We start from the raw sequence: 21,850 nt of genomic DNA, 5'->3' as shown, positions 1-21,850 counted from the left end.
TGCGCTAACCGCATAGCCGAACGCCGGTCCGGTGTCGACGTAAACTGCATGAGCTGGCCTCATGACATACGGTCCGATCAAGGTCATAAGTTCGAACGAATTCCTGACGGTGACAATCCCATGCGCAGCATAGATGACCTCGATACGCCGGCGATCCTGATCGATTTCGACCGCGCCCAAGCCAACATCGCGCGAGCGCAGGCCCATGCCGACAGCCACGGGCTGAAGCTCAGGCCGCACATCAAGACCCACAAGCTGCCTTATTGGGCAAAGAAGCAGATCGCGGCGGGCGCCGTCGGCATCACGTGCCAGAAGATCGGTGAAGCCGAGGTGATGGCCGATGCCGGCCTCACCGACATTTTTCTCCCTTACAACATTTTGGGCAGAGCCAAGCTGGAGCGCCTCAAGGCGCTGCACGGCCGTGTGACGCTGTCGGTGACATCGGACAGCATGGAAACACTTGGGGGCCTCGCCGCAACCTTCACCGATCCCGGCCACCGGCTGCCGGTGTTGGTGGAATGCGACACCGGCATGGGCCGCTGCGGCGTCCAGTCGGCCAGCGAGGCGGTCGCATTGGCCAGAGAGATCGACAAGGCCAAGGGGCTCGCCTTCGGCGGGCTGATGACCTATCCGGCGGCCGGCCGCGCCGCCGAGGCCGAGACGTGGCTCGCCGATGCGCGCCAGGCACTCGCCGCATCCGGCCTAGCCTGCGAACGCATCTCCAGCGGCGGCACGCCGGATATGTGGCGCTCGAGCGAGGCTTCCGTCGTCACCGAGTACCGTCCCGGCACCTACATCTATCTCGACCGCTACCAGGTCGCCAAAGGCGTCGGAAGCCTCGACGATTGCGCGCTGACGGTGCTGTCGACGGTGGTCAGCCATCCGACGCCAACACGGGCCATCCTCGATGCCGGCAGCAAGGCCTTGTCCAGCGACACGCTGGGGCTGCCCGATTTCGGCGAACTGCTGGGCGTCCCGGGCGCCACCGTCACCGGCCTCAGCGAGGAGCATGGCAACATCACGCTTTCCGGCGACGCCAGGCTGCGTATCGGCGAGCGCGTGCGCATCGTGCCCGACCATTGCTGCGTCGTCACCAATCTGTTCGACGAGGTCCACCTGATCGCTGGAGAACGGGTGCTGGAGACGCTGCCGGTGGCGGCGCGCGGCCGCATGGGGTGAGTGCGGAATTTCTCAGAACGCTGGCGGGAGGACAGAGGGGGCGCGAAGGAACTCGGCAGAGGTCAGTTAGCCTGCCTCGCCGCGATGCGGCGCATGGAAATGACGCGGCGCCGCCGGATTTCGGTGCGCATCGCCGTCAGATGCAGCGCGAAGAACAGCACGGTAAAGCCCAGAGCCATGACCAGCAACGGCCACAACAGGCTGGGATCGATGGTCGGTCCGCCGAGCCGGAACACCGAAGCCGGCTGATGCAGCGTATTCCACCAGTCGACCGAGAATTTGATGATCGGGATGTTGATGAAGCCGACCAGGGTGATGATTGCGGCGGCCCAGGCGGCACGTGCCGCATCGTCGAGTGCCCGCGTCAGCGCGATGATGCCGAGATACATCAAAAACAGCACGAAGACCGAGGTCAGCCGCGCGTCCCACACCCACCAGGTGCCCCACATCGGCTTGCCCCAGATCGAACCGGTGATCAGCGCGAGCGCTGTAAAAACGGCGCCGATGGGTGCCGCTGATTTCAACGCGACATCGGCCAGCGGATGGCGCCATACAAGCGTACCCAAAGCGGAAATCGCCATCAGCGTGAAACACATCATGGCCAGCCAGGCGAAGGGCACATGGATATACATGATGCGCACGGTGATGCCTTGCTGGAAATCCTCCGGCGCCGTGAAGCTCATATAAAGCCCGGCGGCCAGGATGAGTGTGGCGCTGGTCGCCAGCCACGGCACCACCTTGTCGGCCAACCCTACAAACCGTGTCGGGTTTGCGAAATCCATCCAGCCGCTGAGGCGTGAAGTCATGTCACTCATGCGGCTTTACATAAACCGGCGATGCGTTTGGGGCAACTACAGCGCCGTGTCGCAGGCGGAGCCTTTCCCTTCCCTCGGGGGAGAAGGGAAAGAGCTCAGGCGGCCTCGTCCGTGATGGTGCGGCTGAGGCGGCGGACTTCCTCGTCGTTGAGCAGGCCGCCGGCGCGCAGCAGGCTGGCGAAGCGGCCATTGCGCATCGACAATTCGGCGAAGCCACCCATTTCGACCACCCTGCCCTTGTCCATGAACACGACCAGATCGGCATCGCGAACAGTGGTCAAGCGGTGGGCGATGATGAAGGTGGTGCGGCCGCGCCGCAATTCGTCGATCGCTTCCTTGACGCGGTCTTCCGTCTCGACGTCGAGCGCGCTGGTCGCTTCGTCGAGCACCAGGATGGGCGAATCCTTCAGCACGGCGCGCGCGATGGCGATACGCTGGCGCTCGCCGCCCGAAAGCTGTCCGCCGCGTTCGCCGACGACCGTGTCGTAGCCGTTGCTCTTCGACAGGATGAAATCCTGCGCTGCGGCGGCATTGGCGGCGGCGTGGACCTCATCATAGGTCGCCTCGGCGCGTCCGACGCGGATATTGTCCTCGATCGAGCGGTTGAGCAGGCCCGCATCCTGGAACACGGTGGCGATCGAGTGGCGCAGCGACTTACGGGTCACCGTGCGGGTATCGATGCCATCGATCAGGATACGGCCGCTGGACGGCGCAAAGACGCGCTGCAAGAGATTGATGAGCGTGGTTTTGCCCGCGCCCGTCGGACCGACGATGGCTACGGTCTGGCCAGCGTGGACCTCGAATGACACGTCGTGCACGCCCTGCCCCGAATTGGCGAACTCGAAGCTGACGTCTTCAAAGCGCACATGACCAGTGACGTTGACGAGGTCACGCAACCCATCCGGCTCGGCGGCGTCTTCGGCAGAGTCCTCAAGGCGATAAAATTCCTCAAGCTTGGCCCTGGCTTCCGAAATCTGGTTGGCGAAGGCCGACATCTGGTCGAGCCTGGCAATCAGCAGCGTGGCAAAGCCCGTAAAGGCGATGACGTCACCGATGCGCAATTGGCCATTCATGACCAGATAGGAGCCGATCAACAGCACCACCATCATCGAAATGGTCGACGACAGGCGGTGCAGAGCATTGGCCAATGCCCACCAGTCGAGCACCGGATACTGGGCATCGAGCAGATTCTTGACATAGCGCTTCAAGGCGTCGGTCTCGTGGCCGATGCGATTGTAGCTCTGGAGCACGGCGACGTTGCTGACCGAGTCGCTTACATGCGCGAACACCTTGTGAAAGTGCCGCTCCACGGAGGCCTGGCCTTCCTTGGTACGGCGCATCACCAGCCGCCCGATTCCGATGTAGAGCGCGCCCAGCGCCAGCAGGACCATCGACATGCGAATGTCCATGCTGAACGCCGTCGGCACCAGCAGAACCAGCGCGACGGCAGTGGACAAATGCTGCCTCATGAACTCAAGCCAGAGGCTGAACAAGGTCTCGACCGCGCGCAGAAGCGTATGCAGGGAGTTGGAGGTGCCACGCTGATGATGCCAAGCAAGCGGCATGGTGATCACGCGCTCGAACGACTGGCAAAGGACATCGCTGCGCCGCGCATGGGCAAAGCGGTCCGCGCCGCGCGCCACCAGAACGAAGGCGACGATGTTGAAGGCACCGATACCGGCCCACAGCCCGAGGGTCGAAAAGACCGAGCCACCATCCGAAATAGCATCGATCACCCGTCCGAACATGATCGGCTCAAGGATGGCGATAATAGCAAGCGCGACATTCGCCCCGCAGATCAACGCAACGCGTTTTCTATCGGCAGCGAGATAACCGAGCGCTCTCCAGTAGATTTGCAGAAGGGACACTTCAGCTACTCCGGCAAATTGTTATTGTGCACCGCATCATTTTTTGACTCGTACCCTTTGACGTGTCGCGAAACAATGCTCGTGTACCTCTTCAGTTCCCATTTCGCGAACAAAAGATGGCGACGTTCCGAAATCTGCCGTGATCACCTAACGGTTTGAGAAGAAAGGTAAAATGTCAGCGTTGCGGCAAAATCGTGGCAGGCTGGAAGCACTGCCGCAATTTTAATCAGCAAGTGGTTATGGACGTATCCCGAAAGCCTGTGCCGGCTTTTCGGAAAACTCATGCGCAATAGAATTGGTAGAGCACCCTTAAACAACGCACGTCCTCAAGACGCGCAAAGACGCTCCAAATCCTTGAAACTACGCCGGTATCCTGACGACCACTTCAGACTTTTCGCCGGCTTTCGGTTCGAAAGACGGAACCTTCGTCTTCTTGCCATTTACCTCAAGCGAGATGGCTTTGGCCTTGGTGTCGCGGATGACGCGAACCCTGAGCTCGGCCCCCAGCACCTTGAGCGTTGCCGCATAACCGTCCCAATGGCTGGGGAGTTTCGGCCTGAACTGGATGCGCTCTCCCCTGCGCTCAATGCCGAGGATGCCTTCGACCGCCGCGCGATAAAGCCAGCCGGCCGAGCCGGTATACCAGGTCCAGCCGCCGCGGCCGCCCTTGCCTTGGCCGGCATAGACGTCGGCCGCGACGACATAGGGCTCGACGCGGTAGGTCTCGGCAGCGGCCTCATCGAGCGCGTGGTTGACCGGGTTGAGCATCGAGAAACAGCGATAGGCGTCGTCGGTGCGTCCCATTTCGGCAAGCGCGATGACGAACCATGTCGCTGCATGGGTGTACTGGCCGCCGTTTTCACGGACACCCGGCGGGTAGCTCTTGATGTAGCCCGGGTTCAGTTCCGTCCTGGAGAAGGGCGGGGTGAAAAGCTTGACGATCTTGAGCTCGTCGTCGACGAGCATTTTCATCGCCTGCTGCATCGCCGTGGTCGACCGCGCCGGATCGCCCTCGCCCGACAGAACGCTCCATGACTGGGCAATCGAGTCGATCTTGCACTCCTGCGAACCGCGCGACCCCAGCGGCGTGCCGTCATCGAAGCTGCCGCGACGATACCATTCACCATCCCAGGCCGTGCTTTCCAGCGCCCGCTTCAGCGCGTCGGCGTGTTTCGTCCAGGCTTGCGCGCGCTTGGTATCGCCTTCCGCCTTGGCGACAGCTGCAAAGTCGCCCAACGTCTTCAGCAGGAACCAGCCCAGCCAGACGCTCTCGCCCTTGCCGTGCTCGCCGACACGGTTCATGCCGTCGTTCCAGTCGCCACCGAGGATCAGCGGCAGCCCGGCGGGGCTGCTGCGCTTGACGGCAAGGTCGAGCGCGCGTGCGCAATGATCGTAGAGCGAGGCGGCCTTCTTCGAGACCTCCGGGGTGAAGAAGGCGTCATGCTCGCCTTCTTCTAGTGCCTGCCCTTCGATGAAGGGCAGTTGTTCCCTGAGGATCGCGGTGTCGCCGGTCACCAGCAAGTAGTGGGCCGTGGCATGGGCGAGCCAGACCACATCGTCGGAAATCATGGTGCGGACGCCTGCCTCGGTGCGCGGCAGCCACCAGTGCTGCACGTCGCCTTCGGGGAATTGCCGCCGCGCCGCGTTGAGGATCTGGTCGCGCGCCAGTTTCGGATCATGAGCAAGCAGAGCCAGCGTGTCCTGCAACTGATCGCGGAAGCCGAAGGCGCCGCTCGCCTGGTAAAAGGCGGAGCGGGCGCGGATGCGGCAGGCAAGGCTCTGATAGGGCAGCCAGTGGTTGACCATGGCGTCGAGCGCCTTGTCCGGAGTCTCGACCTGGATGGTGTCGAGGAACCCTCGCCACGTGCGCTCGTTGTCAGCCAGCCGCTGATCGAAATCCTTGCTGCGATGCTGCTGCACCAGGGCGCTGGCTTCCTCGGCGGAGGCTGCATCGCCGAGCAGCCAGAGCAACGTCACGTCGCCGCCGGCAGGGATCTCGATGTCGCGTGCGATTGCAGCACAGGGATCGTCGCCGGCCTCGACGCGGCCCGACAGGCTGGCGCCGCTGAGCACGGCCTGCGGAAGTTCGCTGGTGCCGTGCCGGCCGATGAACTCGCCGCGGTCGGTCGTCACCGACTGTGCGGTGTCGTCGGCCGCCAGGAAGGCGATCCGCTCGCTGAAATCGAGCCCATAGGGATTTTGCGCCAGCAACGCACCCGTCGCGGCATCCCTGGACGGAACGATCGTCGCCGCCGTGCGCGAACGATGGCTGCCAAGAACCCACTCCGCATAGGCATAGATGCGCAGGCGCGCCGGCACCGAACCCGAATTCTGGATGCGCAATCGGGAGATTTTCACCGGATCGACCGGATCCACCACATGGGTAAGGTCCATCGACAGCGGCCCGCGCTTCGAACGGAAGGTCGAAAAACCCTGCCCGTGCCATGTTTCGTAGGTCATGGCTGGATCGCGCACCACTGCCGCCATCGGCGAGAACGCCCGGCCGCTGGCATGATCGTAAATATAGATGCCCTCGCCGGGCCGGTTGGTGACCGGGTCGTTCGCCCACGGCGTCAGTTGATAGTCGCGGCTGTTCCGGCTCCAGGTGAAGGCAGCGCCTTCAGCCGAAACATGGAAACCGAACGAGGCGTTGGAGACGACGTTGATCCAGGGTTGCGGCGTCGTGCGCCGGCCAGCAAGACGCACGACATAGTGGCGTCCGTCACCCTCGAAGCCGCCAAAACCGTTCCACTGGTTGAGCCCGCTGCCGTCGGCACTGCCTTCGAGCGAGGCCTGGGCAGCCCATGTCTGTGGTGCTGGTGAAGACGGTTCGCGAAGCCCTGCGGCACCCGCCGGCTGCAGGGCGTCCCGCGCTTGCAGCGCAGCGGCCTCGGCGCGCTCGATCTGATCGAAGATGGTACCGTTGCGCGTGTGCAGGACGACGCGGGCCACGGCAAGCAGCGTCTTATAGGTCGTCTCGTCCATCAGGTCGCGGCGCACCGCGAAGATGTGCTGGCGGGGTCCGAGCTCCTTGCCGCGCAGGCGGCTGTTTTCGCACAGCGTCTCGACCGCCCGTTGCAGATCCTGCACGTAGGATGAAGCCTGCTCGTTGACGACGACAAAGTCGATCATCATGCCGCGGGCGCGCATGTATTCCTGGAAGCGGAGCGCCTGGGCGACGATTTCGAGGTCGGCGACATCGCCGATCCTGACCAGGAAAATCGGAAAGTCGCCGGATATGCTGGTCGGCCACAGGCCGGACTGCTTACCGAGCCCGGAGGCGATCGATTCGGCCGGAAGGCGCAGGAACGGATCGGGATAGATCAAATAGCGCGCCAGCTTCTGCACATTGGCGGCGTCGGTCAGGCTGAGGCCGAGATGACGGGTCTGCACCTGCGAGCGGGTCCAGGCGAGCATCGCCTGGCGGGCGAAGGCTTCCGGATGATCGAGCCGCGCAACGGCTTCTTCGAGTTCGGCACGGTTGGCGCCGACGGCAGTCCAGAAGGTCAGCGAGATCTTCTTGTTCGCCGGCACGCGCACCTGCCGGCGAAGTGCCGCAACCGGATCCAGCGTGAAGCCGGAATGGCCGCCAAGCTTGGCGCCGGGATCGAAGGCGGCGGCCTCGGCAATGGTGCGGCCGCGGCCGATGAAGGCGCGCCGGTCGGTCTCGGCCCCGGCGTCGCGCGCCGACCCGGACGGATCGGTGACGAAGTGCACCATGGTGACGTCAGGCTCGTTCGTTTCCCGCTTGCGCCTCGTGGCGAAGATCGCCGCGTTATTCGCAGCGATTTCGGTTTCCACGAACATTTTCGAGAAGGCCGGATGCGCGTTGTCGGATACGTCGGAGCCCAGCACCAGTTCGGCAAAGGAGGTCACTTCGATATGCCGGTCGACCGCGCCGTCATTGTAGAGCGTCACCCGCCTGCCTTCGCCGTTCCCCTCCGAGATGACGATGCATTCGACCTCCGAACGCAGTGTTCCCACCGATTTGACGAAGCTCGCCTTGTCGTCGGAGAACAGCGTCTGCACCACTTCGTCGGGGGCACGCCTGGGCTCGGCGGTGGCCGACCACCAGTCGCCGGTGCCGGCATCGCGCAGGAAGATGTAGGAGCCAAGCCGATCCTCGGTCGGGTCCGGCTGCCAGCGCGTGACGGCAAGCTCGCCCCAGCGGCTATAGCCGGAGCCGGTCGCGGTGACCATGACCGAGTAGCGGCCATTGGACATGACGCTGGTCGAACGCAGCGCCCTGAGCGGGTCGAGCACGATGCGCGTATCGGGGCTCTCGACTTCCGTTTCGTCCTTCGACCGTTCGTCGGCCTCGGTCCTGACGGTGGCGGTGGGGATGTCGCGCGGCGCTCTTTCCTGTAGCAGCAACTCGGCCGACTCGATCACCGGATCGCTGTGGAAACGATCGCGCAGGCGTCCTTCGAAGATGGCGTCGGCAACGGCGGCGATCGACATGCCGGAATGGTGGGCCATGTAGTTCAGCACGACGACATGGTCGGTGCCGTCCGGCACGCGTTGCGGTGTGAAATCGACTGCATCGTAAAAGCCGTGCCGGCCAAGGGCGCCGATCTGCCTCAGCCTGGCCAGGTTCTGCACCGATTCACGCGGGGTGAACTGGGCCGCCAGCACGGTCGCGTAAGGCGCAATCACAGTGTTCTGGCCAAGACCTCGCTTCAGACCCAACCCGGGCACGCCGAAATTGGTGTACTGGTAGGTCAGTTCGCGGTCGCGAGCGTTGTAGGCGGCTTCCGATATTCCCCAGGGCACGTTCTTCGAGCGGCCGTACTGGATCTGGCGCTTGATGATGAGCTTGCTGGTCTGGTTAAGGATGCTGCCCTGCGGCTCCTTCATCACCAGCGGCGGCATCAGATACTCGAACATCGAGCCGGACCAGGACATCAGCGCGCCCTGGAAACCGATCTCAACGATCGGCCGCCCGAGGTGGAACCAGTGCTCCGTCGGAAGATCGCCCTTCGCGATGGCGAACAGGCTGGTCAGCCGCGCCTCGGAAGCCAGGAGGTCGTAGCAGCTTTCGTCGAGCTGATGCTCCTCGACCCGGTAGCCGATCGACAGGAGCTTGCGTTCCTTCCGCATAAGGAAGGAAAAATCCATCTCGAAGGCGAAGCGGCGCGTGCGCTCACGCAACGACAGAAGCTTGGCCCGCAAGGCTTCGACGGCATTGTCGTCGCTATGCGCGTCTTGGACATGCGCCTCGCAGGTGGCTTCCAGTCTCGCCGCCCAGTCGGCGATGATGTCGCTCTGTGTCGATGCGGCCTCGGTATGGATGGCGGTTGCGAGCTTGCGAATCTCGCCGGCCAGAACGGCCAGGTTGATGGTGCGGATCGACGCCATCTCGGGCTGTGCCTTGATCGATTCGACCGCCCGGCGCATGCCGTCGAGGCGATCGGCGAGCCGTTGGCGCAAAGGCCGCAATTGGCGGCGGTCGTCAGGCAACTCCGCCAGGCTTTCGTCGAGGATCGTCACCGTATCGAGGATGCCCTCGAAATCGCCCTGCAGGTGGACCGCAGGCGCTTCCGCCCATTCGGCGCAGGCTGCCGCCACCGCCACCAGATGGCCGGCGAGATTGCCGCTGTCGACGGCGGAAATATAGAGCGGATAGAGCGGTTTCAGCGTCGTGGTGTCATACCAGTTGAAGAGATGGCCGCGGTCACGCGGCATGCTTTCGATGGTCGACATCGTGGCGTCGATGCGGGTGGTGGCCTCGGACAGGCTGATCCAGCCGAAATCGCGCGCCGAAATCACCGACAGGAGATAGACGCCGATATTGGTCGGCGAGGTGCGGGGCGCCACGACAGGCGCCGGACTTTCCTGGAAATTGTCGGGCGGCAGATTGTAGTGCTCGGCCGTCACGAAGGTCTCGAAATAATGCCATGTGCGCCGCGCGACCGTGCGTAGCGCATGGATGTCGGCCGCCGATATGCGCAAGCGGTCCTCGGTTTCGGCCGAGCGGCTGATCCAGAAGGCGAAGGCCGGCGAGCCGATCCAGAACAGCGCGAAGAAGAAGGCGACGAAGGCTCCGGTGGAATCGGCCAGAACCGGGATGGCGAGGCCGACGACGCCGACAATCACCGCGCCATACATCATGCCGTAATAGGAGCCGAGATCGTTGTCGCCATTCTTGTGCGCCTGCGAGGCAGTGCGCCATTCGAGCAGATTCTGCCGACTGACGAACAAGCGGTAGAGCGTACGGATGATGGCATCGCCCATCATCCAGGCGAGGTGCGCCATCAGCACGATCTTCAGCGCCACCAGGGCGGTGCCGAAGACAACGTCGCGCGCCAGCGCCGAGAAATGGCCGCGCGGCGTCTGGTCGCCGCTTTTCGGGAGGATGGCGTGGACGATGTCGAACGTCGGCGCCATGAACAGTGTGAGGATCAGCAGCGCCTGCCATTGCGCGGCCTGCGTGAAGGGCAGCAGCGTCCAGCCGGCGATCGCCGCCATCACCCAGAAGATCGGCGTCAGCGAGCGGCGCAGATTGTCGACCATCTTCCAGCGCGACAGCGCCGGCACGCCGGAGCGCGGATCGAGAAGGAAGCCCAGAAGCTGCCAGTCGCCGCGCGCCCAGCGATGGTGGCGCGATGCGTCGACCGAATAGCGGGTCGGATAATCCTCGACCAGTTCGACGTCCGTGACCAGCGCCGCGCGTGCCAGAGCGCCTTCGAGCAGATCGTGGCTGAGGATGGTGTTTTCCTCGATGCGGCCCTTCAGCGCCGCTTCGAAGGCGTCGACATGATAGAGGCCCTTGCCGGTGAAGGAGCCGTCACCGAAGACGTCCTGATAAATATCCGAGACGGCAAAGACGTAAGGATCGAGGCCGCGATTGGCGGAAAAGACCCGCTGGAAGAAGGATGCCTCGTCGCCGCTGGTCAGCGAGGCGGTGATGCGCGGCTGCAGGATGGTGTAGCCGGCGGTGACAAGGCGCTTTGCCGCATCGAAATGCGGGCGGTTGAGCGGATGGCAAAGCTTGCCGACCAACGCGGCAACGGCATCGCGGGTGGTGCGCGTGTCGGCGTCCAGCGTCATCACATGGACGACGTTTTCCGGCAACGGCACATCCAGCGGCAGGAAGGTGGTGTCGCTGTCGCCGCGCAGCAGAAGATTCAGTTCGTGCAGCTTGCCGCGCTTGCGTTCCCAGCCCATCCAGGCGCCCTGGGATTCATTGTAGAGCCGCCGGCGGTGCAGGACGTAGAAACGCGACGCGCCTTCGCTGGGATAGCGGGCGTTCAGCCGCGCGATCTCGTCGCGGGCATATTGGAGGATCTCAATATCCGCCGCATCGATTTCGGTTTTGCTGTCCGGCCAGTCCGAAAGCAGAGCGAAATGGATTTCGTCCGCCGTGTTGGCCAGGTGATGCACTTCGATGTTGCGGATGTTCTCCTCGACGTCGTCGCGCGAGCCGATCAGCGACGGCACCACCACCAGGGTGCGCGCCTCGGGCGGCATGCCGCGTCTGTAGTCGTAGCCGACGAGGCGCGTCGGCTTCAGGAACAACGATACGACGGTGTTGAAGAAGGCAAGCGCGCCCTCGCTGGCCGGCACGGCAAACAGCGCAAGCATCAAGACGATCGACGGCACGGACAGGCCGAGACTGGCAAGGGCGTTGCCGGAGAGGAGCAGAAGCAGGACCGTCAGCGCGAACACCGGCACGACAATGCCCAGCCATCCGGTCTTGCGGAACGCCCGTTTGATCGTGACGCTGACGGTCGGCCGATAGCCGATCGCCCTTTCCAGCTCCAGCCGGCGCGGGCCGACCAGAAAGAACCCGACGTCGGTGTGATCGGTCGGACCGGTGCCGGTGGTATCGGTGACAGCGGCGTGGCCGGCGAGTTCGATGGCCTTTTCGGCGACGCGGAATTCGGAGCGGTCGGAGCGGCGCGCCAATGCCTCGATCGCGGTCCGATACTGGTCGCGCGAGAAGAAATCGAGCGTGGCGAAGTCGGTGCGCTCGCGCAGCAAGGTGTCGATGCGGCTGACACCTTCGAACCAAACCGTCCAGTCGATATCGTTGATGAGTCTGAGGCCGCGGATGATGTTGCCAGTGGTCACATTGCCGCCGGACAGCGTGCGATGCTCGCTGATGATGATTTCCTCGGCATCGGAGCCGGACTTTTCAAGCTCGTTCTCCAGCCATTCCAGCGCCCTGCCGGCATTTTGCGACCCGTCGCGCAGCCGATAGAGCAATTGGGTGGCAAAGGTGGTGTCCTGGGCATGAGGGACGTAGTTCGACAGGATCGCCTGACGGTCGGCGCTGTCGTCGATCGCCAGCACGCGGTCGGCAACTTCGTTGGCAATCTGGCGCATCTGCCGGGTGCGATTGACCCGGACCGCGATCCGGCGAAGATTTTCGATCAGAACGAAGCGCAGCAGCGACGGCAGCGCCCAGAGTTCGCCGATCTTCAGCGGCTCAACGGCCTGAAAGCCTTCGACGATCGCCTTGAACATGGCCGCCGAGACGGAACTGTCCGAATGCGCGACATGGGTCCAGGCCAGCGCAAGCGCGCGCGGCACGCTGGCGCCGTCAGACAATTTCAGGGTCGGCAACTGCCGGTAGAAACGGCGCGGCAGGTCGCGCTTGACTTGAAAGATGGTTTCCTCGACCAGATAGTTGTTGTCGAGCAGCCATTGCGCCGCCGGGGTGATCGTCTCGCCTCTCGCCTGCGCGGCGTTGGTCGAGCGGTAGACTTCGAGGATCTTCCTTGCGCTGTCGCGGATGCGTGGCTGGAAATCGAACGGCTCCAGGCCGAACAGATCCCTGACGTCGCCCTGGGCGAGGCTTGTACCCAGCGTGCGCAGGCGCTCTTCCGGCAGGAAATTGGAGCGTATCGGCTCTTCCGTGATGGCCGGGAAGCTCGCGCTCGTCTTTTCCATTTGGGTGGGATTTGTCTGGATATTCATTGAAAATTCCGTATGGGGGACGCATAGCGGCGTCACCGCCACGGCAATGTCCCTAAAACCGATTCAAATGCAATTGGTTGCATCGAAACATGGGCCGAAAGTCTGTTTTCGCACCACAACTTCCAGACGAACGCCCCCTTGCTCCCGTCGGGCCTTGATCGACGGAAGGATTCGGGCTTTTTCGTGATGCGAGCTTGAGCTTACGGCATATTTTGCCGGTGTCGCGATCATGTTTCGAAACAGGCGTTAATCGTTTGCAGCAACGCGATCGATGCGGATCACGAACAGCGACGCCGTCCGGGCAGGCTCCAGGCGCAGCTTCACGACGTCCGGCCCGAGCAACAGCGTGTCGCGCGGTCCGATGCGGACAGGCGCCGCGCCGGCCACCGCGATCTCCCCGTCAAGACACAGGATGAGGGTCGCATCGGCCGCCGACCGGATGTCTGTCGGAGCCGAAATCACCACGCGCTCGACAGCGTGGGTCATCCGTCCGCGCCGCGTCATGACGTTGAGATCGGTGATCGGGCCGGCGATCAGCGCCGCCTGCGTCGGCACATCGGCCGGAAAGGAGAGCGGGGCGGAAGACCTGGTCACCGTAGCCGCCGGGCGGCCGGCGATGTCAAGGACAACCCCCTCGCCTTCCAGCACGGCCAATGTTCGGTCCACTCCGGCAAAACCGGAGAAAGGCCCGCCGCCGTCGACGCGCGCCATCGAGACGCGCCAGTCGAAATCGTCGAGCCCGGCATCTGCCGGCGAGACGGCGATTTCCGTCGTCAGCCCGCCGCCGTTCTTCCACGGCATCGACCGGTATTCGGCTGCCCGAAGAATGCGCAACATGTGGCTCAGCCGAGGATGCCGGGCAGGTTGAGCTGGTGCTCCCTGGCGCAGTTGATGGCTATGTCATAGCCGGCATCGGCGTGGCGCATGACGCCGGTTGCCGGGTCGTTCCAAAGCACCCGCTCCAGGCGTTTGGCCGCTTCGCGTGTGCCGTCGGCGACGATGACCATGCCGGCATGCTGCGAAAAGCCCATGCCGACGCCGCCACCATGATGCAGCGACACCCAGGTTGCGCCAGAGGCGGTGTTGAGCAGCGCGTTGAGCAACGGCCAGTCCGACACGGCGTCCGAGCCATCCTTCATCGATTCCGTCTCTCGGTTCGGCGAGGCGACCGAGCCGGAATCGAGATGATCGCGGCCGATGACCACCGGCGCCTTGAGCTCGCCCTTCGCCACCATCTCGTTGAAGGCGAGGCCGAGCCTGTGGCGGTCGCCTAGGCCGACCCAGCAGATGCGTGCCGGCAGACCCTGAAAGGCGATGCGCTCGCGGGCCATATCGAGCCAGTTGTGCAGGTGGGTGTTGCCGGGCGTCAGTTCGCGCACCTTGGCGTCGGTCTTGTAGATGTCCTCGGGATCACCTGAGAGGGCTGCCCAGCGGAACGGGCCGATGCCGCGGCAAAACAGCGGTCGTATATAGGCCGGCACGAAACCCGGGAAGGCAAAGGCGTTCTCGAACCCTTCCTCCTTCGCCACCTGTCGGATGTTGTTGCCGTAGTCGAGCGTCGGCACGCCGGCGTTCCAGAACGCCACCATCGCCTCGACATGTTCGCGCATCGACGCGCGCGCCGCCTTCTCGACCGCCTTCGGGTCGCTGGTGCGCTTCTCGCGCCATTCGGCGAGCGACCAGCCCTTGGGCAGATAGCCGTTGAGCGGATCATGCGCCGACGTCTGGTCGGTGACCAAGTCGGGGCGCACGCCACGCCGCACCAGTTCCGGCACGATGTCGGCGGTGTTGCCGACCAGGCCGACCGATTTCGCCTCGCCGGCCCTGGTCCAGCGCTCGATCTTTTCCAGCGCCTCGTCGAGCGTGTCGGCGCGTTCGTCGACATAGCGGGTGCGCAGCCTGAAATCGATGCGGTCGGGATCGCATTCGATCGCCAGGCAGCAGGCGCCGGCCATGACCGCAGCCAGCGGCTGGGCGCCGCCCATGCCGCCGAGGCCGCCGGTCAGGATCCATTTGCCCCTGAGATCGCCGCCATAATGCTGACGACCGGCCTCGACGAACGTCTCGTAGGTGCCCTGCACGATGCCTTGCGTGCCGATGTAGATCCACGAGCCGGCCGTCATCTGGCCGTACATCATCAGGCCCTTTTTATCGAGCTCGTTGAATTTCTCCCACGTCGCCCAGTGCGGCACGAGGTTGGAATTGGCGATCAGCACGCGCGGCGCATCGGCGTGCGTTCGAAACACGCCGACCGGCTTGCCGGACTGCACCAGGAGCGTCTCATCGTCTCCAAGCGTCTTCAGAGAGGCGACGATGCGGTCGAAATCGTTCCAGGTGCGCGCCGCCCGGCCGATGCCGCCATAGACGACCAGTTCGTTGGGATTTTCGGCCACGTCGGGATCGAGATTGTTCATCAGCATGCGCAACGGCGCTTCGGTCAGCCATGTGCGGGCGTTGAGCTCGCTGCCGCGCGGGCTGCGGACTTCGCGAATGTTATGACGAGGATCGGTCATGGTGTCACTGTCCCTTTCGAATGGCGGCGGCGCGTCAGCCTTCAGCCCAGGCAATCGCGCTTTCGAGGATATTCTTCAGCGTGACGCGGATCGGCGCCGCAAAATCGGCATCGTAGGGCACCGGCCAATTGTCCGGCGCACCCTTGCCTTCGGGCTCGCGCATATAGCCGCGGTTGGACAGCTCCATCTGCAGCGCATGGACGCCGTTTTGCGGCTGGCCGAAATTGCGGGTGATCCATCCGCCCTTGAAGCGACCGTTGATAACAAAACTCTCGCCGGTCTCGGCGAGGATCTGGCCGACCATTGCCTGCAAGGCCGGATCGGCGCTTTTGCCGTCATTGGTGCCGAGGTTGAACACCGGCAGCATGCCCTCGAACAGGCGCGGCAGCACCGAGCGGATCGAATGGCAGTCATAGACGACGATCTTCTGGTGCAAGGCGCGCAGCCTGTCGATCTCGGCCTGCAAGGCGGCATGATAGGGCACAAAGAATTTTTCGCGCCGTTCGTCGATCTCCGACGGCCCCGGCTCTTCGCCCTCGCGATAGAGCGGATCGCCATCGAAGGTCTCGGTTGGGCAGAGACCGGTCGTCGCCTGGCCGGGATAGAGCGAGGCGCCGGACGGGTCGCGATTGACATCGATGACGGTGCGCGAAATCGCCGTATGCACGATCGTCGCGCCGAGGCTTTCGGCGAAATCATAGAGCTTGTCGATCCACCAGTCGGCGTCGCGGCGGCCGAGCCAGGGCGAAACCAGCCGGTTTTCGAGGCCGGCAAGATCGATGCCTGTGTGCGGGATCGAGACCAGCAAGGGTGCCGTGCCTTGGGTAATGGTGAGCCAGGAGGGCGAGGTCATGAGAGATCTCCCTGCGCTGGCGTTCTACGGCGCGAAGGATCGAGGCCTTTCATGGGGAGTTGTCTCATGACGCAATCCCCGGCAGCGCCACCGCGCCCGCCGCCCTCACCGCCGCGCCGCTGCGCACCATGGCGATGGCCTTTTCCATGTCGGGGTGGAAATGCCGGTCGTTGTCGAGATGCGGCACTTCCGCTCTGACCAGCCGGCGCACAGCCTCGAGTGCGGCGCTCGACGCCAGCGGCGCATGGAAGTCGCAGCCTTGCGCGGCGGCCAGCAATTCGATGCCGATGACGGCCGTCGCATTCTCGACCATGACGATCAGCCTGCGCGCGCCGTGCGCGGCCATCGAGACGTGGTCCTCCTGGTTGGCCGAGGTCGGGATCGAATCGACGCTGGCTGGATAGGCCTTCTGCTTGTTTTCGGAGACGAGTGCCGCCGCCGTCACCTGCGGGATCATAAAGCCGGAATTCAAGCCGGGCTTCGGCGTCAGGAAGGCCGGCATGCCCGACAGCGCAGGGTCGACCAGCATTGCGATGCGCCGTTCCGACAGCGAGCCGATTTCGCAGACGGCGAGCGCGATCATGTCGGCGGCGAAGGCCACCGGCTCGGCGTGGAAATTACCGCCGGAAAGTGCTGTGTCGTCCTCGGCGAAGATCAGCGGATTGTCGGTGACGCCGTTTGCCTCGGTGCCCAGTGTGTCGGCTGCCTGGCGCAACACGCTGAGTGCGGCGCCCATCACCTGCGGCTGGCAGCGCAGGCAGTATGGGTCCTGCACGCGCTCGTCGCCGAGCCGGTGCGATTCACGGATGGAGCTGCCGGCCATCAGATTGCGCAGCGCCTCTGCCGTCTCGATCTGGCCAGGATGCTTCCTGAGCAGATGGATGCGCGGATCGAAGGGAGCGTCGGAGCCTTTGGCGGCATCGGTCGACAGCGCGCCGGCGACGAGTGCCGACTGGTAGAGCACTTCGGCGTCGAAAAGGGCGGCCAACGCGTAGGCCGTCGAGAACTGCGTGCCGTTGAGCAGCGCCAACCCTTCCTTGGCACCCAGGGTCACCGGCTCCAGCCCGTGCGAGACAAAGGCGACCTTGGCCGGAACCCGGCCATGCGGGGTAAAGCAATCGCCGACGCCGATCATCACCGCTGTCATGTGCGATAGCGGCGCGAGATCGCCGGATGCGCCGACCGAGCCTTGCGCGGGCACCACCGGGATGACGTCGTTGGCGAGCATCGCTTCCAGCAACTCGATGGTCTGCGGCCGCACGCCGGAAGCGCCCTGCGCCAGGCTGGCCAGCTTCAACGCCATCATCAGCCGGCAAACAGCAACCGGCATCGGCTCGCCGACGCCGGCGGCATGCGACAGCACGATGTTGCGCTGAAGGGTCTCGAGGTCGGCGGCGGGAATGCGGACGCTGGCCAATTTGCCGAAACCGGTGTTGATGCCATAGACTGGCTCACCCTTGGCGACGATCCGCGCAACCGCCTCGGCGCTGGCCTTGATCTTCGGCCGGCAGGCGGCGTCCAGCTTCGGCACGGCGCCACGATAGATTTCGCGCCAGTCGGCCAGCGTTGCGTTGCCCGGCTTGAGTTTGAGTTCGCTCATTGTCCCCTCCAGATGCGGGCATGCAGCGGGTTGAAGCCCATGCGATAGACGAGCTCGGCCGGGCGCTCGATGTCCCAGATCGCCAGATCGGCCGACTTTCCGGCCTCCAGCGTGCCGGTCTGTGCGAGCAGTCCAAGCGCGCGGGCAGCCTCGCGAGTGACACCGGCAAGGCATTCGTCAACCGTCAGGCCGAACAAAGTCGCCGCCATGTTCATGGTCAGCAGCAGCGAGGTCAGCGGCGAGGTGCCGGGATTGCAGTCGGTAGCGACCGCCATCCTGACGCCGTGCTGGCGAAACAGGCCGATCGGCGGCTTCTTGGTCTCGCGGATGAAATAATAGGCGCCGGGCAGGATCGTTGCCACGGTTCCCGCCTTCGCCATCGCCGCCGCACCCGCCTCGTCAGTGTATTCGAGGTGGTCCGCCGACAGCGCACCATAGCGCGCCGCGAGTTCGGCGCCGTGCAGATTGGACAATTGATCGGCGTGGAGTTTTACCGGCAGGCCTGCCGCCTTCGCCGCGTCGAACACGCGAGAAATCTGCGCTGGAGAGAAAGCGATGCCCTCGCAAAAGCCGTCGACGGCATCGGCCAAGCCATCGGCGGCGACGGCCGGCAAAATCTCCTTTGCGACCAGGTCGACAAAAGCGTCCTTATCGCCTTTCGCTTCGGGCGGCAGGGCATGGGCGCCGAGAAAGCTCGTCCTTACTGTTACCGGACGATGTTCGCCCAAGAGTCGCGCGGCACGCAGCGATTTCTTCTCGTTTTCGAGATCGAGGCCGTAGCCCGATTTGATCTCGATGGTGGTGAGGCCTTCGGCGATCAACGCATCGAGGCGCGACAGCGACTGCGCAACCAGTTCGTGCTCGCTGGCAGCGCGCAGTGCCTTGACCGACGAGACGATGCCGCCGCCGGCCTTGGTGACCTCCTCATAGGTCGCGCCGGCCAGCCGCATCTCGAATTCGTTGGCGCGGTCGCCGGCATGGACCAGATGGGTGTGGCAGTCGATCAGGCCTGGCGTGATCCAGCGGCCTTCGCAGTCGACAATCTCGGCCGCTTTGCCGAATTCTGTGGGACCAAGTGCCGCCGGCATGTCGGCCTCCGGGCCGGCATAGACGATCACGCCATCGCACGCGGTGATCGCGCCGTGTTCGACGACGCCAGGTCCAGCGGCGCTTTCGGTCATGGTCGCCAGGCGTGCATTGCGCCAGATGCGAACCTCCCCTGCCCGATCTTTGCTCTCTCCAGCCATCATCTTTTCCGTTTCAATCGGTGACGATTATGTATATACATATCGAAACGCACCGCAAGTGCTATCATCATACTGCCAGATGGGATTTTGGAGAAAATCGTGACAGCGATCTTTGCGGAACAGGCGCTTCTGCCCGACGGCTGGCATTCCAACACCCGGATCGCCGTCACTGAAGGCCGCATTGCGACAGCCGAACCCGACGCCACATCCCAGCCCGGCGACGAACGCCATGCCATCCTGCTGCCAGGCATGCCAAACCTGCACAGCCACGCCTTCCAGCGCGGCATGGCTGGCCTTGCCGAGCTGCGCGGCCCCTCCGCCGACAGTTTCTGGAGTTGGCGCGAGGTGATGTACCGCTTCGCCCTGTCGATGACGCCGGATCAGGTCGAGGCGGTCGCAGCCCAGCTCTATATCGAGATGCTGGAGGCAGGCTTTTCGCGCGTCGGCGAATTTCACTATTTGCACCACGATCGCGACGGCCAGCCCTACGCCAACATCGCCGAGATGGCGGAGCGCATCGCTGCCGCGGCTGCCGATACTGGCATTGGGCTGACACTGCTGCCGGTGTTCTATGCGCATTCCTCTTTCGGCGGCGCGGCGCCGAACGAAGGCCAGCGGCGACTCGTCAACGATGTGAATCAGTTCGCGCGGCTTGTTGAGAAATGCCGCGAATCCGTTCGCATCTTGAATCAAGGCATTGTCGGCGTCGCTCCGCACAGTCTGCGCGCGGTGACGCCGGAAGAACTGGAGAACATCGCGGCAATAGTACCGGACGGACCGATCCACATCCATGTCGCCGAGCAAGTGAAGGAAGTCGAGGACTGCCTTGCCTGGTCCGGGGCGCGACCGGTCGAATGGCTGCTCACCAACGTCAAGGTCGATCAGCGCTGGTGCCTGATCCATGCCACCCACATGACCGAGACCGAGACGGCGGCCATGGCGAAAAGCGGGGCAATCGCCGGGCTCTGCCCGATCACCGAGGCCAATCTCGGCGACGGCACCTTTGCAGCACCTTTGTTCAAGCAACATGGCGGCCGCTTCGGTGTCGGCTCCGATTCCAACGTGCTGATCGGCCTGCCGGACGAATTGCGGCAGCTCGAATATTCGCAGCGCCTCGCCCACCGCGCCCGCAACGTGCTGGCGGTCGCCGGCGGCTCGACCGGCCGCGCTTTGTTCGATGCAGCGCTCGACGGCGGCAGTGCCGCCCTTGGCGCAGGCCCCTCGCGGATCGCCGCCGGTGCCTCAGCCGATTTCGTCTCGCTCGATGGCAATCACCCCTCACTGGCCGGCAAGACGGGCGATGCGATGCTCGACGCCTGGATCTTCGCCAACGGCACCAACGTCGATTGCGTCTGGGTGCATGGCAAGAAACTGGTCAGCGGCGGCAGGCACGCAAGGCGCGACGCCATCGCCGAGCGTTTTCGCAGCGTGATGACGGAACTTGCGGCCGGCTGAGCCGGGCCTCACTCAACAGCCAGTCGGGATTGCGACATGAGCATGATCGAAACAATGGACGTGGACGTCGGTGAACCTCTCTCGCTGCACCAGCGCATCCTGTCCGACATCAGCGAACGGATTCTGTCCGGCGCCTGGGCGCCCGGCCACCGCATCCCGTTCGAGCACGAACTGACGGCTGAATACAAATGTTCACGCATGACGGTGAACAAGGCGCTGTCGCAGCTTGCCAAGGCCGGGCTGATCGAGCGCCGCCGCCGCTCCGGCAGCTTTGTCCGGCGGCCGCAGTCGCAAGCTGCGGTGCTGGAGATCCACGACATCAGGATCGAGGTCGAGGCACTTGGCCTGCCCTATCGCTACGAGCGTGTGGCGCGACACAAAAGGCGCAGCAGCGCGGAGGATCGCGCCTTGCTGGAACTTACCGCCGCCGGACCGGTGCTGGCGCTGGAATGCCGGCATTTCGCCGGCAAGCGGCCGTTCGCCCACGAACAGCGGCTGATCAATCTGGCCGCCGTGACCGAGGCCGCCGACGAGGAATTTCATGCCATGGCGCCCGGGCCGTGGCTGATCGCCCGCGTGCCGTGGAGTGCCGCCGAGCACCGCATCCGCGCCTTTGCCGCCGACAAACACATTGCGGCGGCACTCGACATCGAGGCCGGCGCACCGTGCCTGGTGGTCGAGCGGCGGACATGGAGCGCCGAGCATCCCGTCACCCATGTCCGTTTCACCTATGCGGACGAGAGCCACACGCTGGTCGCGCGGTTCACGCCCTCGCAGAGTTAGTGCCACGCCCCTTCTCCCCTTGTGGGAGAAGGTGGATCGGCGCGAAGCGCCGAGACGGATGAGGGGTGCTGGAAGAAACGCTGCGCGAGAATATTAAATGATTTTAATTGCTTAGCTTCCGAAGGCGGTGATCCTTCCAACACCCCTCATCCGACCGAGCTTCGCTCGGCCACCTTCTCCCACAAGGGGAGAAGGGGACCTTCGGTCCGACCCTCCCCTCGAGGGGAGGTAAAGCGCAGCTCAGATCGCTGCGGTAACGATGATCTCGACCAGATATTCCGGTCCGGCAAGCTTGGCTTCACCGGTGGCACGGGCCGGGGTGTGGCCCTGCGGCACCCACTTGTCCCATTCCGCGTTCATCTCGGCAAAGGTGCTCATGTCGGCCAGCCAGATGATCGCCTGCAGGATCTTGGTCTTGTCGGTGCCTGCCTTGGCCAGCAACTCGTCGATGGCAGCCAGGATGTCCCTTGTCTGGGCGCCGACGTTTCCGCCCGGCTCACCGACCTGACCAGCCAGATAGACGGTGTTGCCGTGGATGACGATCTGGCTCATGCGTGGGCCAACATCGATGCGACGAACGCTCATGGGACGTTTCCTTCCTTTGTGGGTCGCGCC

General features: G+C 64.1%; 12 protein-coding genes. 3 read left to right on the top strand and 9 right to left on the bottom strand.

Features of this window, described 5'->3' with window-relative positions; all coding sequences use genetic code 11:
• Positions 1-120 precede the first annotated feature (120 nt).
• Positions 121-1,179: a D-TA family PLP-dependent enzyme gene (locus E5X88_RS14100; protein ID WP_292162151.1), complete on the top strand. Its 1,059-nt coding sequence runs from the start codon at positions 121-123 to the stop codon at positions 1,177-1,179.
• Between the two features lie 62 nt (positions 1,180-1,241).
• Here the strand turns inward: E5X88_RS14100 and E5X88_RS14095 are convergent, their stop codons facing one another.
• The 8 genes from E5X88_RS14095 to hutI all read right to left on the bottom strand — a co-directional run bounded on the left by E5X88_RS14095 (position 1,242) and on the right by hutI (position 18,997).
• Entirely contained in the window at positions 1,242-1,994 is a 753-nt protein-coding gene (locus E5X88_RS14095; RefSeq protein WP_292162149.1) for a heme ABC transporter permease, read from the bottom strand.
• Positions 1,995-2,089: 95 nt separating this feature from the next.
• Positions 2,090-3,862, bottom strand: coding sequence for a glucan ABC transporter ATP-binding protein/ permease (locus E5X88_RS14090; RefSeq protein ID WP_292162146.1), 1,773 nt, complete (start codon positions 3,860-3,862; stop codon positions 2,090-2,092).
• Positions 3,863-4,222: 360 nt separating this feature from the next.
• The gene (locus E5X88_RS14085) at positions 4,223-12,784 is read right to left on the bottom strand and encodes a glucoamylase family protein (RefSeq protein WP_292162144.1); all 8,562 of its coding nucleotides are present in this window, start codon (positions 12,782-12,784) and stop codon (positions 4,223-4,225) included.
• A gap of 246 nt (positions 12,785-13,030) precedes the next feature.
• Positions 13,031-13,618 carry a HutD family protein gene (locus tag E5X88_RS14080; protein ID WP_292162212.1) on the bottom strand — a complete coding sequence of 196 codons (588 nt, stop codon included), beginning with the start codon at positions 13,616-13,618 and terminating at the stop codon, positions 13,031-13,033.
• An 8-nt stretch (positions 13,619-13,626) separates the two neighbouring features.
• On the bottom strand, positions 13,627-15,297 hold the full coding sequence (hutU, locus tag E5X88_RS14075; protein WP_292162143.1) for a urocanate hydratase: 1,671 nt from the start codon (positions 15,295-15,297) through the stop codon (positions 13,627-13,629).
• 34 nt (positions 15,298-15,331) lie between these two features.
• Positions 15,332-16,150, bottom strand: coding sequence for an N-formylglutamate deformylase (gene hutG / locus E5X88_RS14070; protein ID WP_292162140.1), 819 nt, complete (start codon positions 16,148-16,150; stop codon positions 15,332-15,334).
• 64 nt (positions 16,151-16,214) lie between these two features.
• Complete coding sequence (hutH, locus tag E5X88_RS14065) at positions 16,215-17,750, bottom strand: histidine ammonia-lyase (protein WP_292162138.1); 1,536 nt, start codon at positions 17,748-17,750, stop codon at positions 16,215-16,217.
• Entirely contained in the window at positions 17,747-18,997 is a 1,251-nt protein-coding gene (gene hutI, locus E5X88_RS14060; RefSeq protein ID WP_292162137.1) for an imidazolonepropionase, read from the bottom strand. Before hutI ends, hutH begins: the two co-directional genes overlap by 4 nt.
• A 99-nt stretch (positions 18,998-19,096) precedes the next feature.
• Here hutI and E5X88_RS14055 point away from each other — a divergent pair, with 99 nt between their 5' ends.
• Positions 19,097-20,452 carry a formimidoylglutamate deiminase gene (locus tag E5X88_RS14055; RefSeq protein ID WP_292162135.1) on the top strand — a complete coding sequence of 452 codons (1,356 nt, stop codon included), beginning with the start codon at positions 19,097-19,099 and terminating at the stop codon, positions 20,450-20,452.
• 36 nt (positions 20,453-20,488) lie between these two features.
• Positions 20,489-21,235 (top strand): histidine utilization repressor, encoded by a 747-nt coding sequence (hutC, locus tag E5X88_RS14050; protein WP_292162133.1) that lies wholly within the window; start codon positions 20,489-20,491, stop codon positions 21,233-21,235.
• Positions 21,236-21,475: 240 nt separating this feature from the next.
• Here hutC and E5X88_RS14045 read toward each other — a convergent pair whose 3' ends face one another.
• Complete coding sequence (locus tag E5X88_RS14045) at positions 21,476-21,820, bottom strand: RidA family protein (RefSeq protein ID WP_292162131.1); 345 nt, start codon at positions 21,818-21,820, stop codon at positions 21,476-21,478.
• Between the last annotated feature and the right edge of the window lie 30 nt (positions 21,821-21,850).

The sequence above is a fragment of the Mesorhizobium sp. genome, assembly GCF_004962245.1.
In the GTDB taxonomy this organism is placed as follows: Bacteria; Pseudomonadota; Alphaproteobacteria; order Rhizobiales; family Rhizobiaceae; genus Mesorhizobium.
The sequence above is the reverse complement of the archived record's forward strand: the minus strand, read 5'-3'. Positions and strand labels throughout refer to the sequence as shown.

Excerpts from the sequence above, each read along its gene's own strand:
- E5X88_RS14100 (WP_292162151.1), top strand. The coding sequence starts at position 121 with ATGCGCAGCATAGATGACCTCGATACGCCGGCGATCCTGATCGATTTC.
- E5X88_RS14095 (WP_292162149.1), bottom strand. The coding sequence starts at position 1,994 with ATGAGTGACATGACTTCACGCCTCAGCGGCTGGATGGATTTCGCAAAC.
- E5X88_RS14085 (WP_292162144.1), bottom strand. The coding sequence starts at position 12,784 with ATGAATATCCAGACAAATCCCACCCAAATGGAAAAGACGAGCGCGAGC.
- hutU (WP_292162143.1), bottom strand. The coding sequence starts at position 15,297 with ATGACCGATCCTCGTCATAACATTCGCGAAGTCCGCAGCCCGCGCGGC.
- hutG (WP_292162140.1), bottom strand. The coding sequence starts at position 16,150 with ATGACCTCGCCCTCCTGGCTCACCATTACCCAAGGCACGGCACCCTTG.
- hutH (WP_292162138.1), bottom strand. The coding sequence starts at position 17,750 with ATGAGCGAACTCAAACTCAAGCCGGGCAACGCAACGCTGGCCGACTGG.
- hutI (WP_292162137.1), bottom strand. The coding sequence starts at position 18,997 with ATGGCTGGAGAGAGCAAAGATCGGGCAGGGGAGGTTCGCATCTGGCGC.
- hutC (WP_292162133.1), top strand. The coding sequence starts at position 20,489 with ATGAGCATGATCGAAACAATGGACGTGGACGTCGGTGAACCTCTCTCG.
- E5X88_RS14045 (WP_292162131.1), bottom strand. The coding sequence starts at position 21,820 with ATGAGCGTTCGTCGCATCGATGTTGGCCCACGCATGAGCCAGATCGTC.